This window comes from Microbacterium sp. Y356 (genome assembly GCF_059445355.1).
Map to the genome: position 1 here is coordinate 1,551,323 of NZ_JCAIUE010000001.1, position 14,253 is coordinate 1,565,575.

11 protein-coding genes are annotated in these 14,253 nt (G+C 65.0%); 4 read left to right on the top strand and 7 right to left on the bottom strand.

Features of this window, described 5'->3' with window-relative positions; genetic code table 11:
- Positions 1–52 precede the first annotated feature (52 nt).
- Positions 53–1,507 carry an aminotransferase-like domain-containing protein gene (locus tag AC1C2Q_RS07435; RefSeq protein ID WP_495449574.1) on the bottom strand — a complete coding sequence of 485 codons (1,455 nt, stop codon included), beginning with the start codon at positions 1,505–1,507 and terminating at the stop codon, positions 53–55.
- Between the two features lie 19 nt (positions 1,508–1,526).
- Between AC1C2Q_RS07435 and AC1C2Q_RS07440 the strand changes: the two genes are divergently transcribed.
- Entirely contained in the window at positions 1,527–1,913 is a 387-nt protein-coding gene (locus AC1C2Q_RS07440) for a hypothetical protein (protein ID WP_495430441.1), read from the top strand.
- On the opposite strand, the gene rlmN is transcribed toward AC1C2Q_RS07440, so the two are convergent.
- The 4 genes from rlmN to AC1C2Q_RS07460 all read right to left on the bottom strand — a co-directional run bounded on the left by rlmN (position 1,865) and on the right by AC1C2Q_RS07460 (position 7,397).
- On the bottom strand, positions 1,865–3,106 hold the full coding sequence (gene rlmN / locus AC1C2Q_RS07445) for a dual-specificity RNA methyltransferase RlmN (protein ID WP_495449575.1): 1,242 nt from the start codon (positions 3,104–3,106) through the stop codon (positions 1,865–1,867). The genes AC1C2Q_RS07440 and rlmN overlap by 49 nt on opposite strands.
- Before the next feature lie 64 nt (positions 3,107–3,170).
- Positions 3,171–5,498, bottom strand: coding sequence for a glycosyl hydrolase family 95 catalytic domain-containing protein (locus AC1C2Q_RS07450; protein ID WP_495449576.1), 2,328 nt, complete (start codon positions 5,496–5,498; stop codon positions 3,171–3,173).
- A complete protein-coding gene (locus AC1C2Q_RS07455) occupies positions 5,495–6,391 on the bottom strand; it encodes a nucleoside hydrolase (RefSeq protein WP_495449577.1) in 897 nt (298 codons plus the stop codon). The genes AC1C2Q_RS07450 and AC1C2Q_RS07455 overlap by 4 nt, the downstream gene beginning before the upstream one ends.
- A gap of 4 nt (positions 6,392–6,395) precedes the next feature.
- Entirely contained in the window at positions 6,396–7,397 is a 1,002-nt protein-coding gene (locus AC1C2Q_RS07460) for a LacI family DNA-binding transcriptional regulator (protein WP_495430445.1), read from the bottom strand.
- Between the two features lie 275 nt (positions 7,398–7,672).
- Between AC1C2Q_RS07460 and AC1C2Q_RS07465 the strand changes: the two genes are divergently transcribed.
- From AC1C2Q_RS07465 to AC1C2Q_RS07475, 3 genes are all read left to right on the top strand, one after another.
- Positions 7,673–8,950: an ABC transporter substrate-binding protein gene (locus AC1C2Q_RS07465; RefSeq protein WP_495449578.1), complete on the top strand. Its 1,278-nt coding sequence runs from the start codon at positions 7,673–7,675 to the stop codon at positions 8,948–8,950.
- A 63-nt stretch (positions 8,951–9,013) separates the two neighbouring features.
- Positions 9,014–9,976, top strand: coding sequence for a carbohydrate ABC transporter permease (locus tag AC1C2Q_RS07470; protein ID WP_495430447.1), 963 nt, complete (start codon positions 9,014–9,016; stop codon positions 9,974–9,976).
- Positions 9,976–10,884, top strand: a complete 909-nt coding sequence (locus AC1C2Q_RS07475; RefSeq protein ID WP_495430448.1) for a carbohydrate ABC transporter permease — start codon at positions 9,976–9,978, stop codon at positions 10,882–10,884. Before AC1C2Q_RS07470 ends, AC1C2Q_RS07475 begins: the two co-directional genes overlap by 1 nt.
- A gap of 31 nt (positions 10,885–10,915) precedes the next feature.
- Here the strand turns inward: AC1C2Q_RS07475 and AC1C2Q_RS07480 are convergent, their stop codons facing one another.
- Together AC1C2Q_RS07480 and AC1C2Q_RS07485 are read right to left on the bottom strand one after the other, a co-directional pair.
- Positions 10,916–13,102 carry an alpha-galactosidase gene (locus tag AC1C2Q_RS07480; protein WP_495449579.1) on the bottom strand — a complete coding sequence of 729 codons (2,187 nt, stop codon included), beginning with the start codon at positions 13,100–13,102 and terminating at the stop codon, positions 10,916–10,918.
- Between the two features lie 50 nt (positions 13,103–13,152).
- The gene (locus AC1C2Q_RS07485) at positions 13,153–14,184 is read right to left on the bottom strand and encodes a LacI family DNA-binding transcriptional regulator (RefSeq protein ID WP_495430450.1); all 1,032 of its coding nucleotides are present in this window, start codon (positions 14,182–14,184) and stop codon (positions 13,153–13,155) included.
- Between the last annotated feature and the right edge of the window lie 69 nt (positions 14,185–14,253).

The following is a 14,253-nucleotide window of genomic DNA, read 5'->3' on the forward strand; positions in this document are numbered from 1 at the left end:
CCCCCCCCCCCCCCCCCCCCCCCCCCCCCCCCCCCCCCCCCCCCCGCGACCGTCACAACAGCTCTCGAAATTCCCGCCACGCTTCGCCGAGACGGCGGATGCCCTCTGCCAGCTCCTCCTCCGGCGCGGTGAACGGGATGCGGATGTGGTCGTCGGGCGAAGTGCCAGCCGCGAACTCCGCACTGCCTGCGACCGCGACTCCGTGTACGGCCGCGGTGCGGATGAACGCCTCGGCCGATCCGCCGGGGAGTTCCACCCACAGCGACAGGCCCCCGCGCGGCGGGGTGTAACGCCACTCCGGCAATTCCTCGGCCAGCTGTGTCTGCAAACGCTGCAGTGCCAGCGCGTGCGCGGCACTCACTTGTCGGCGCAGCAGCGGAGCCTGCTCGAGCAGGTCCAGCGCGAGCAGTTGCGCGGGAACACTGGTGGATTGGTCGGCGAGCTGGCGCGTGGCGCGCAGCCGGCGTATCAGCACCGGATCCGCACGCATCCACCCGACGCGCAGCCCGCCCCACGCCCACTTCGACAGCGACTCCACGACGATGATCGGCGCGTCTGGACGCAGCGCCGCGATCGATGGCGGCACGATCCCGTCGAAGGACACCGAGGCGAGAACGCGATCCTCGAGAACGAGCACGCCGTACTCAGCGGCAAGCTCGGCCACCCGCTGTCGTGTGGTCGCCGGCATCCGCGTTCCCGTCGGGTTGTGATGGTGCGGGTTCAACGCGACAAGCACCGGTCGCATCCGAACGATCGCCGCCTCGAGGGCGACGACGTCAATGCCGTCTGGGCCCAGAGGGATCCCATAGACGTGGCCACCCTGTCGGCGAACGGTGTCGGACATGCCGGGCCAGGTGATTTCTTCGGCGAGCACGACATCACCCGCAGCGATGATCTCACTCACGAGCAGATGGATCGCCTGCTGTGCTCCGTGGGTGACGAGGATCTGCTCGGGCGTCGTCGGCGTGCCCTCGACGGTGAGCAGGTCAGCAATTCGCTGCCGGAGGACGGGGAGACCGGCTGGGTCTGCCTCAGTGAGGGTCGCCAAATCGAGCGACGGGGCGTGGGCGCGAATGATGTCGACTCCGGCATCCGGAATCTGCGGTACGCCGCGCAGCAGATCGATAGCAGACGGCAGTGCGGAGAACAGCGCCTCACCTCGGCCGGAGCGCGCCGTGCTCGGCAGCGACCCCGCGCTCCCGGCGATGCTCGTGCCGCTGCCCTGACGCCGGTCGACGACGCCGCGCTCGGCGAGTTCCGCATACGCCGCGACGACCGTACCGCGAGACACCGATGTCACGCCCGCGAGGGTCCGTTCGGCCGGCAGCCGGTCACCGGGCCTGAGTTCGCCGCTTTCGACGAGGACCGCGATCGCGCGGGCGAGCCGACCGGCGAGCGTCCCGTCGCCGTGCGACCAGCGCCCCAGTCGGGCGGCGAGCCGCTCGGAGTCCGCTGTGGCCGATCGATGGTCCACCAGCCGGAGATTGGCACTGTGATCGATGCTCATATCAAAGCATTCTGGTCCAATGAACGAGCCATCGAACCCTCAAATCGCGTTTCCTGCGCCAATCTCCCTTGATTGGACCATTGAACGTCTTCTGGAATGGTTCGCCGAGGACGATTCTCGTTTGAGTGATGGGTCTATCCGCGTTCCCCTGCGGGCGCTGGAGGAGGCCCTGACGGGAAGCCGTTGGACGCGCGATCTCGATGCGTCGCTGTCCGGAACTCGCATCACCCGCGAGCCGGCCATCATCAGTTTGGTGCGATCGATGGCGCTACACGCTCGCGCCCACCCCGCGCAGCGCGCGAGAACCCTCGCAGCGGTGGTGTCCCTCGCCGCATCATCCGCGGATGCGCCGAGCGCTCACATGGCTGCGGCCGCGGCCTCATCCTCGGTCGTGGCGACGAGCTGACCGCACGCCCCGTCGATCTCCTTGCCGCGGGTGTCGCGGAGAGTGGTCGGGATGCCGGCGTCGTTGAGCCTGCGTACGAACTCGTGCTGCACCGCGCGGGTAGATGAGGTCCACACCGAACCAGGAGTCGGGTTCAGCGGGATCGGGTTCACGTGCACCCAGCCGCGGCCACGCTCATTGAGCTTCGTGGCGAGCAGGTCGGCGCGCCATGCGTGGTCGTTCATGTCTTTGATGAGCGCGTACTCGATCGACACGCGACGGCCGGTCTTCTCGTAGTACTCGCGCGCAGCATCCAGTGCTTCGTCGACCTTCCACTTCGAGTTCACCGGAATGAGCTCGTCGCGCAGGTGGTCATCCGGAGCATGCAACGACAGTGCGAACGTCACCGGGATGCCCTCGTTCGAGAGCTTGCGGATGGCGGGAACCAGCCCGACGGTCGAAATGGTGATGCCGCGGGCGCTCATGCCCAGGCCGTTCGGCTGCGGCTCGACCATGGTGCGCACCGCATCCATCACTCGCTTGTAGTTCGCGAGTGGCTCTCCCATACCCATGAAGACGATGTTGGAGACACGCTCCATGCTGTGATCATCAGACTTCTTGCCGCCCAGACCACCTTCGGCGATCAGACGGTTCGCGCGGACGATCTGCTCGATGATCTCCGCAGACGACATGTTGCGGGTCAGTCCCGCCTGGCCAGTGGCACAGAACGGGCAGTTCATGCCGCACCCGGCCTGGCTCGACACGCACAGCGTGATCCGGCCCGGGTAGCGCATCAGCACCGACTCGACGAGGGCGCCGTCATGCAGGCGCCAGAGGAACTTGATGGTGTCGCCCTTGTCTGTCTCCAGACGCCGCACCTCGGTGAGCAGCGGGGGCAGCATGCCGGTGACCAGCTGCTGCCTGGTATCGGCCGGAAGGTCAGTCATCGCAGCCGGATCGGAGGTGTAGTGCGTGAAGTAATGGGTGGACAGCTGCTTGGCGCGGAAGCCGGGAAGCCCCAGCTCCTTGACCTTCTCGACGCGCTCGTCGGGCGTGAGGTCAGCGAGGTGCACGGGCGGCTTGCCACGCTTCGGGCTCGCGAACTGCAGCAGTGGACGCCCGCTCTCGTCCTTCTTCTGGGTCCAGCCCTCTGTCCGCGGACGCACCTGCGGTTTGGCGGGACCCGTCGAGCGGATGGCGGAGGACTCAGTCATGTGTCCAGGGTACGCGGTGGCAGGTGGGAAGGGGCTGGGGTGGCACGGCGAGCACGCGGCGCCGTCAAGCCACAGACGTCCATCGCAGGCGAAGCGTGGTGGATTGCCCCGGATACAGCACCACGTCACGACCCTCCTGACCGTCGATACCGAAGGCGCGGCCGGATCGCAGCTCGAGCCGGCCTTCGGGGTTGAGCCACCTGGCCTCCGGAAGCCGTCGCAGATCGATCAGGCATCCATCCAGATCCCACTCCAACCGGTCCACGACCACACCGCCCCGCGCTCGCAATCCTGTGATGACGCCGCTTTCCCACTCCTCCGGGATCGCGGGGAGCACTGTGAGCGTGTCGGCAGTCGACGAGAACAGCATCGCGGCAACGACCGCCGGAAGGCCACCGCTTGCATCGAGGTTGAAGATCTTTCCGGCGTCGTGCGTCGTGGTGAGGCTGGGACGCCAGTGGTCAATGGCCAGCCATTCTGCGCACCTCAGTGCTGACGCGGCATCGCCGAGCGCCGCGGCCGCGATGCCGAGCTGCACCAGTCCGAAAGCCATCTCCATTCGTCCGGGTGGAGGCGTGGGATCAGCAGCACGCCAGGCGATCTTGCTGTGAATTGTTGCCAGTGCGGCCGCACGGAGCGCCGGAGCATGCTCGCCTTCGAACGCGGCATCCGCCTCGTACCAGAGCGGGTAGAGCTGGGATACGTGCCGGTGCGCGAGGTTCTCCTGCCACGGACCGCTGCTCCATTCGGCGAGGGTGCCATCGTCGGCGATCCGATAATCGGGCAGACTCCCGCTGAGCGCGGCCCACCGCGCGTTCAGGGAGTCATCGTCACGGGCGCGGCCGAGTATCTCGGCGGATCGTGCGGCATCACGGAAGATGGCGACATCGATCGTGCTGTCCTCTGCCAACGGCGAGCGCTGATCCGTCGGAGTGTTTTCCGGCGAATAGCTCGGTACGAAATGACGCGTATCGTCACGCAGTTCCGTGGCCGTCTCCCCGAACCGCAGCACCCCCTCCACCAGCGCCCACAACCGGTCATCGACCACGGTCCGATCCCCGGTGGTCGACACGATATCGGCGGCGAATCGCAACACCCAGCCACCGCATCCCACCCAGAACAGGTGGGGGAACTGTGCGTTGAAGTGATCGGCCTTGCCATGGGTCGACATCCGGGATGGCAGCAACATCCCTTCTGCGCCGAAGATTCGGGCGGCATTTTCTCGGTAGTCATCGAGGAACGGCAGAATCAGGTCGAGCAGCGAACGGGCAAGCTCCGGCGTACCGGTCGGGATGACGCCCGCGAGCGCACCGTTCTGCACGTTGCCATTGAGCGTGTAGTCCGCCGACCAGGCCGGCTTCCACGTCCCCTGCCACACGCCCTGAAGGGTTGGCGGCAGTTCTCCGGTCGCGGCGATGATGTGGGACCGCCCTGACGCGTAGGCGATTTCCACTGCGCGTCGGCGGGCCGCTGGATCACCGGAGCGGGCGGCGTCCCACACCTCCTCCACGGTTGTGTCGCCCTCGCCGTTCAGGTCGAGCATCGAGGAGCGTACGAGCGCTTCATGGCCGGCGGTCTGCGTCTCCAGGATGCTCTCCCAGTCCGCGTCTGGAGCGGGGAGAGCGGGACGGCCCACGACCGAGATGTCGAAGCGCAGCAGTTGCATCCACCCGGGGGAGGCTTCGAGGTGGGCGCTCAGCTCTTTTGGCCCTTGCCCCTGCATCCAGGTGGCGGCGGCAGTCGCCTGCACCGAGGCCAGCCGGGTGCCATCGCTGTCGAGAACGTCCAGTAGTCCCGGACCTCCGGCATGAACGGCCGCAGACACGGTGCCCGAGTAGTCGGGAGCGAAGGATGCCGCTGGGTCGGCGTCTGCGGCATCAAGCATCAGGCACGCCACGATCTCGGACGGGCGGTCGGATTCGATCGCGATCCAGACCGTATCGAATCCTCGCGGTGCGACGAGGTGTACCCGATGAGATCCGCCATGATCATCAGCCCACGACACGGAGACAGTTCCGCGCGCCAGATCGATCGTGCGAGAGAAGCTCGCGACTCCTCCCTGCATCGTCAGCGACAGGGTCGCGCACATGCCGAGCGGATCTGTCCACACCAGCCCGTCATATCCGGCTGCTCTCGCGGCGTCGCCCATGAGGTCGGATGCACCAGCGCTGTCGCCAGAGAGCAGGCGCTCACGCAGTTCGGGGAGCACAGGGCTGAGGTCGGGTGCGGCAGGTCGCGCATTCGCGGGGAGGAAGAACCGCTCGTGAGCGAAGGACACGAGCAATTGGTGTGGGCTGCCATGGACCAGGGCGCCCACCCGGCCGCTGCCCACGATGAGCCCGTCTTCCCACGTCGGCGCTGGCGTTCGGGTCTCGAACCGGAGGTCTGTCATGTTGAAGCGGCAGCGCGGGTGCCAGCACCGAACGCGCGGATCTTGGCGAACATGTCTTCAATCAGCCACCGTGTATCGAATGCTTCGCACACCCGAATGCGACGCCCCTCATCATGCGTGCCGTCCATTTCTCCAGTGGCCGTGAACCGTGGCGGCGGACGCAGACTCCATCGCGCAGCAAGCGGATTCATCAGCGCACCAATCGCCGGGCTGTCACCGAGCGATCGAAAATCCATGGGTCCGTATTCGACGGTGCTGTTGAATTCCACGAGCTGGTCGACGAGGTAGTCCCCGAGCGGGCTCGTCCCGCGCAGTCGTTCCTCCAGTTCGGCATGCCCGACCCCGATCATCGTGTAGGTCGACATCGGAACCTGCCAGACCTCGACGCCGGATGCCATCACCACGTTCGCGGCATGGACATCGTTGATCAGGTTGAATTCGGGTGAATAGCCGACGACACCTTCATAGGGCGGTCCGCCCACCCAGACCACCAGAGGAGCGTGCTGTTGGAATTCCGGATACTCGAGAAGAGCGGATGCCACGTCGGTGAGCGGTCCAAGCACGGCGATGCACAGACGTCGATCGTCCGCGGCTGCTTCCTCCGCGAGGAACCGCGATGCCGCCGAAGGGGCCGAGGTGCCGGCATCTGGTAGTGCTGCCTCGGCACCATCATGGACGGAGGCCGGCTGCCGTGCACTTCCGAGAAGTTGCTGGAGCAGGTCGACCTCTTGGCGAGAGGCTGCGAGACTCCCCTGCCTGCCGAAGTGCGCAGGAAGCACACCGCGCACATCGAGAGTCCGGGTGAGCAGCGCGTGCACGATGGCGAACTGATCGTCCGCCTCGTTCTTCGCATCGGTGCTGACGACCACCTTGCGTCTACGGGCCGCGGTCATGGGCCTACAGCGACTCTCTGCGGACCAGCGTCGTCGGAAGAATCTGCTCCTTCTCGGCCACGCGTCCGTAGACGGTCGCGATCAGCGCCTCGGCCGCTGCCCGCCCCATCTCCTCGAGCGGTTGACGCACAGTGGTCAGCGGCGGCTCTGAGGTAGTGGCGATGAGCACGTCGTCGAATCCGACGAGCGACACATCCAGCGGGACACGACGTCCCGCCGCCTGCAGCACGCGCATCGCGCCAGCTGCCATCAAATCGGATGACGCGAAGACGCCGTCGAGATCAGGTGCACGCTGCAGAAGCCTGGTCATCGCCGCCATGCCGCTGTCGACGGTGAAATCGCCGTGGACCATCGGTCCTGGAGCGATGCCGGAGCGCGTCAATTCCTCTGTCCAGCCTCGTGTGCGCTGGTTCGCCTGCTCCATGTCCGGTGGGCCGGTGATGATGCCGATCTTTCGCCGTCCGGCCTCTACGAGCGCACGCGCGGCGAGGATGCCACCCCCGAAGTTGTCGGAGTCGACGACGATGGAGTCGGGGCCGATGTCGCCGTGCGGTCTCCCCACCCAGGCGATCGGCACGGGAGAATCGGCCAGCGCATCGACCAGGTGCGTGATCTCGTGCTGGAGGATGACGATCACGCCATCAACGGCGCCCGATCGGAGAAACTTGGGGATCCTGTCGCGGTCCTCGTCGTCTGCAGGCAGCAACACCGGCTGTACGTCGCCCGCGGAGAGGCCCTTCGCAGCGCCCTTCAGTGCGGAGGCGAAGAACGTGCCGTTGATACTGCCGAGCTGGTTGAACGCGATCACCAGACCGATCGCTCCGGCGCGGCCTCCGCGTAGCATCCGCGCGGCGAAGTTCGTCTCGTAGCCCAGGCTCGCTGCCTCGCGAGCGACGGCAGACGTCATGGCCGGATCGACGTTGGTGGCGCCAGCCAGCACGCGCGCTGCAGTGGCGCGAGAGACGCCGGCGGCTTTGGCGACGTCGATGATCGTGGGTCTAGCCATTACTCCCTCTCCCAGGTGATCTGCGAATTGTGATAGATCGATCTCTCACGTTGCTGATCATTGCATACTTGCACATCCGCCCGGACGGGTTCCAGTCCATTGAACGCTGGACGTGGTCCTCCCCCGCGCAGAGAGCCCGGTTCGTCGAACTGGGGGTTGCCTTTCCATGGACACGCGGGTTATCGTGTGCCCCTGAGAGATCGTTCTCTCCCGATCATCATGTCCCGTAATCACATGGCCCCTGATCACATGTCCCCGAAGAAGAGGAGCAGTTTGTGAACCGTCGCAAAATCGCATTACCCGTCGCACTGGTGGGCGCGCTCGCGCTCGCAATGTCCGGATGCTCGTCTGGAGGAACCGGCGCTGGATCCGACGACCCGAATGCCGAGTTCGAGTTCTGGTCGTTCACTGGAATCGGACAGAAGGACTCCGTCGACCGCTATCTGGAAGAGAACCCAGACGCCAAGGTGAAGCTCTCCGAGGTCGGTAGCACAACCGAGACCGCGACTGCACTGACCGCAGCACTCGCGGGAGGCAAGGTTCCGGATCTGGTCATGATCCAGACCGACGATCTGCCCAAGTTCGTCGAGAACGCCGGCAACTTCCTCGACCTGCGCACCCTGGGCGGTGACGACCTCGGCGATAGCTATCTCGACTGGGCCGTTGACGCTGCGACCGCCGAGGACGGCTCGCTCATCGGCATCCCGACCGACGTGGGCGGACTGAGCTTCGCATACCGCGCCGACCTCTTCGAGGCAGCGGGCCTGCCGACTGACCCGGCGGAGGTCGCGGAGATGTGGTCGACCTGGGACGGCTTCATCGAGATGGGTGAGAAATACACCGAAGCGACCGGCAAGCCGTTCGTCGATAACGTCGAGACCTCCGTGTTCTTCTCGGCCGTCAACCAGGTCTCCGAGAAGTACTACTCTCCCGACGGTGAGCTGGTCTACGACACCAACCCTGAGGTCGAGGAAGCGTTCGACATCGCCGTCCGCGCGTACGACGCTGGCATCAGCGCCGGAATCGCAGCGTGGTCATCCGGTTCGGCGCCCGGCAGGGCGAACGGCGCGTTCGCCGTCACAACCGCTCCTTCATGGATCCTCTCCGGTATCGAGAATGATGCGCCAGACACCAAGGGCCTCTGGCGCATTGCTTCGATCCCGGGCGTCGGCGGCAACTGGGGCGGTAGTGTCATCGCGATCCCGGCCCGAGCGAAGAACCCCGAGGCTGCCTGGAAGTACATCGAAACGATGCTGTCACCGGAAGGACAGACCGAGCACTTCGCTACGACAGGCACGTTCCCTGCCGCCAAAGATGCGCTGGAGAGCCCTGAGGTCCTCGAGTACACGAATCCGTTCTATGGGGATTCCGCGGTCGGTGCGGTCATCAGCGACTCCGTGTTGCAGTTCAACTCGTTCTACAACGGGCCGGACACCAGCGCCATCGGTGGAGCACTGCTCAACGTTCTCGTCGACATGGAGGTGGGAAACGTCAAACCTGACGACGCCTGGCAGGCCGCCTTGGACAGCGCCAAGGCATCACTCGGTGGTTGACCCCCATTCCCGTTGGTGGTGGCTCGTCGAACGTCGAGCCACCACCCTGACCGAGGTACGAAGATGACCGAGACAGCAACCGCCATCCCCGTCCAAAAAATCCGCAAGCGCGACCACCCACCGGCACGACGAATCCGCCAGTCCCGAGCCGAGCGTGCGGCGCCATACCTGTACATCGCGCCGTTCTTCGTGATCTTCGCGGTCTTCGGGCTGTTCCCCCTGGTCTTCACGTTCTACGTCGCACTGTTCGATTGGAACCCGATCGGGGAACAGACGTTCGTGGGGCTTGCCAACTTCGAGCGCCTTTTCCAGGATCCGCGATTCTGGAACGCCTTCGTGAACACGTTTGGCATTTTCCTGATCTCGACGATCCCGCAGCTACTCCTGGCTCTGGGACTCGCACACCTCCTCAACCACGCCGCACTGAAGATGGCGAACTTCTTCCGGATGGCGCTGCTGATTCCGTACATCACCTCGGTGGCGGCGACGGCGCTCGTGTTCGCGCAGATATTCGACAAGAACTTCGGTCTCATCAACTGGGTGCTGGACCTGTTCGGGATTGATCCAGTCAACTTCCTCTCGACGCAGGTCGGGTCGTGGATCGTCATTTCATCGATGGTGATGTGGCGCTGGTTCGGCTACAACACGCTCCTTTACCTCGCCGGGCTTCAGGCCATGCCTCGAGAGATGTATGAAGCAGCATCTGTGGATGGTGCTTCGGGCTGGCAGCAGTTCATCCATCTGACGATCCCCTCCCTGCGCCCGATGATCATCTTCACCGTCATCATGTCTACGATCGGCGGGCTGCAGATCTTCACAGAACCACTGCTCGTTGCTCCGGAATCGGGACTCACCTGCGGAGGCGGACGACAGTGTCAGACGCTGGCGCTGTTCCTGTACGAACAGGGCTTCGGACAGTTTGAGTTCGGCTACGGCTCGGCGATCGGCGTCGCGCTCTTCGTCATCGTGGTCATCGTGTCGCTCATCAACTTCTTCCTTACCACCCGCACACGGAAGGCCAGCTGATGTCCGACGTCGTCGATCAGGCAATCCCTCAGTCCCCACAGGAAGCGTTCGCCGCGCCGGTCAAACGTCCGCGCAAGCGCGGAGGACGGGTCGGGAAGGTCTCCTGGCTCGTCTATGCGATGCTCATCATCGCTGTGCTGGCGAGCGTCTTCCCGCTGTATTACATGTTCGTCATCGCTTCAGTTGGTGCGTCCGCGGTGACATCCATCCCGCCGCGACTGTACCCCGGGTTCAATTTCTTCGACATCGCGCAAAAAGTCTTCGAGACGGTCCCGTTCTTCCAATCTCTGCTCAACAGCGTCATCGTGTCCCTCTCGATCGCGGTGATCGCCTCGCTCCTGTGCGCACTGGCCGGGTTCGCATTCGCGAAGCTCGAGTTCCGCGGACGCAACGCGCTGTTCGTCATCGTGCTGCTGACGATGACGGTGCCGGCGCAGCTGAGCGTGATCCCGCAGTACCTGATCATCTCGTGGCTAGATTGGGTCGACACGCTGCAGGCGATCATCGTGCCAGGGCTCGCGAGCGCCTTCGGAATCTTCTGGATGCGTCAGCACATGGCAACGACTCTGAGCGACGAGCTGATGCACGCCGCGCGCATCGACGGTTGCAACAGCTGGCAGGTCTTCTGGCGGATCGGGTTCCCGGTCGTTCGCCCGGCCGTGTTCGTACTCGGACTCATCACCTTCACCGGGGTATGGAACGACTTCATGTGGCCGTTCATCGTATTGAAGTCGCCAGAGCTGTTCACCGTGCAGATCGCGCTGAAGCAGCTGCAGGCCAACCGCACGATCGACCTGGCGCTGACAATGGGCGGGTCGTTCCTTGCCACGCTCCCGCTGCTGATCGTGTTCTTCTTCGTTGGCCGCCGAATGGTCGCGGGAATCATGGACGGCGCTTTCAAGGGCTGAGCGCGCGCCTCACGCACCGCGATCGTCCACCTCAGCTGGCTGCGCTGAGGTGGACGATCGCCGCACGTTCGGGATGGAACGTCGGGAACTCCAGACCGACCAGACGCAGCATCGCGCCGGAGAGCGGCCGCGGGTCATCCTCGGCGCCGAGGGCGGGTGCGTCACGGAGCCAGTCCGACACTTGCCATGGGGGGCCGAGCGTCTCCGAGGCGCTGACGGCCACCCGGTAACTGCGGTCGTCGTCGAGTCCCGCGAATCGCACGCGAGTCCGGGTCTCCGCGGTCGCAGCGGGGGTCACGATCGTGAACAGACCTTCTGATCGATCCGCAGCTACGACGCCGCGCATTGCGGGGCCTGATGAGTCGAGCTCTCCGCCACCGACCTGACGGCCAGTCTGAATGAGCCCGCGGAACCGACGGTGAAGTGCAATCCAATGCCGAATTTCGTCACGCTCATGCCCAGACAATTCTCGGACATCCCACTCGATTCCGAAATGCCCGAGGAATGCCACGGCGCAACGGAAGTGCAGGCTGTGCGAGCGTCCTGTCACGCTTGATACCGCAGAGGCGACATGCGAGCCGAGCATCTCCGGCGGGACGAGCAGCCCAGTCCATCGCAGGATGTGGAACCGATCGACGGGGTCGTGACTATCCGAGGGGTGCACCCGATCTGTGCGCTCGAGGATGCCGAGGTCGACCCGACCGCCACCCGACGCGCAGCTCTCGATCTCGAGCGCAGGATGACGTTCGCGGAGCTCGTCCAGCATCCGGTACACCGCGAGCGTCTGCGCATGAACGGCGGCGCCTCCGGTCTCGGGATGGCCCGCCTCGATCAGGTCTCGGTTGTGGTCCCACTTCAGATAGGCAACGCCGATCTCGGAGACAAGGCCGTCCAAGACACCAAGGATGTGCGCGTAAGCATCGGGGTTCGTGAGGTCCAGCACCTGCTGGAATCGGAAGAGCGCGGGGAGCTCGGGCCGCGCGCGAAGAATCCAGTCCGGGTGAGCCCGAGCGAGATCGGAATCTTCGTTGATCATCTCCGGCTCGACCCACAGCCCGAACTCCATTCCGAGCTCTCGAACTCGGTCGGCGAGCGGGCGCAGCCCATCCGGCCACACAGAGGGGTCGGCGGACCAGTCTCCCAGGCCCGCGCGGTCGTCCCGGCGACCCTGGAACCACCCGTCGTCCAACACGAAACGTTCGATGCCCAGATCTGCCGCTTGCTCAGCCAGCTCGACGATAGTGTCCCAGTCTTGGTCGAAGTACACCGCCTCCCACACATTGAGCGTGACGGGGCGAGGGCGGGTCGAGGATCGGGACATCGATCGCAGATACGCATGGAAGCGTGCGGCGGCCTCGTCGAGTCCGACGCCGTAGCTGCCGAAGACCCACGGGGTCGCATATTCCTCGCCACTGGCCAGCCTCACCTCACCGGGCAGGAGAAGCTCGCCGCCACGGAACGCAAGCGCAGCGTCGCCGCGTTCGAGACCGTGCTCGTGGTTTCCGCTGAACCCGACATGTGCGAGCCATACTTCGCCGGCATCAGACGAGAAGCCAGGAACACCGGCAGCGACGACCATCGTTGCGTCAAGCCCCGTTCTCCCCCGCCGCGATTCCCGCAAGTGCGTGCCGCGCACGACCGGATGCCGCTGCGGGATGCGCTCGTGCGCCCATCTTCCGGTGAAGTCGAGCGCCTCGCTCGCCCACACCGGAATCGGAAGAGACACCGATACCGACTGCACATGCAGTGTCTCCGACCCCTCGGCGGTGTTGCGCACGTGTGCTCGCGTTCGCAGCAGACCTGCCGGGATGAGATCGATCTCCACTTTCAGTGCAATCTGCGCCCACTCATCGACTGCTACAACAGACAAGGACCCCGCGCCGCTCTGCGCGACGCCGCCACTCAGCGGCACACCGTCTACTTCGATCGACTGAACCGAGAAGCGTGGAGCCCACGCGGCCCCGTCCCGATGCAGCTCAAGCCCCGGGCGACCAAACCAGCCGGAGGAGTGCTCGGGCAAGATCGATGGACGGTATGGAACGTCAGATATTCCGCTCATTCCCGGGCGTTCCTCGGCGAGAACGAAGGCGCGCAGCTCTTCGTCGGTAGCGATGATTCGCACTCCCCAGTGCACGATTATCGGTAGACGATCTTCGAGTTGAGCAACGATGATGGAGACATTCTCGGCGGTGAGATGGATGATCTTTGCGGCGCGCATGATTCCATTCTGCTCAATCAGCAGGGTGAAAGATAGCCTAGAGATCGATCTCAGACCGAGGGAATGAACGTCGCCCTTGTCGATCCACGGGCGACGAGCTCTGTGGGAAGGCTGATCACCTCGTCGTCGATTTCGTCGCCTGCTACGGCCCTGGCAAGAGTGTGCACTGCCGCAGCCGCCATCTCCCTGATCGGTTGCCGGATCGTCGTCAGCGATGGATGCAACCACCGGGCGCCGCGCACGTCGTCGAACCCGATGACCAGCACATCTCGGGGGATCATCAGACCGGCCTCAGCAATCGCGCGGTAGGCCCCGGCAGCCATCTCGTCAGAACACGCGAAGAGCCCGATCGGCCCTGCACCGCCGAGCTCGGTGAGCGCACGGGCGCAGGAGCGCCATGCCTCCATCGCGCTCCAGTCAGCGTCCGTGCGCACATAAGGCGCACCGGGGACGGCCTTGGCGAGGGTCTCGAGGAACCCTTCCACCCGACCGCGGCCATACCGGTAGGAGGGCGCACCTCCGATGACGATGAACCGTCGAACTCCTCGGTCGATCAGGTGTTCCGCGGCCGCCGCCCCACCCGCGTGATCGGTGGTGCGAATGCTCGGCAGCTTCATCGGCGCTTCCGAAGGCGGTTCAAGAAGTACGACGGGAATTCCCGCACGACGCATCAAAGCCATCTGCGGTGCGGTGGGCGCGATAAGCCCGAGAATCACACCGGCAGTGCCCCGCGATCGGATTCGCTGGGGCCAATCGTCACTGGGGTCGTCGCGCTCGGCAGTGAGCACCAGATCGTACCGCAACTGTGCCGCGGCAGTACGCGCGCCAGCCGTCACCTCATCGGTGTAGGGATCGTGGAAGTGCCCCAGTACGAGGTCGAAGACGAGGGATGTACCGCCACGCGGGCGTCCGCGTGATTCACCCGCGACGGTGTAGCCCAGCGCGCGTGCCGCCTGCAGGACGCGGGACCTCGTATCAGGTGCCATGTCACCGCGCCCTCGCAACGCGCGTGACGCCGTCGACACACTGACACCGGCGACGTCCGCCACGCGGGCGAGCGTGATTCGAAGCGGGCGGGGCATTTGCCTATTTTGCGCAATTTCTGAGACTTCCGCCACCGAAACTGGCAATGTTTCTCGCGATCCACTTAC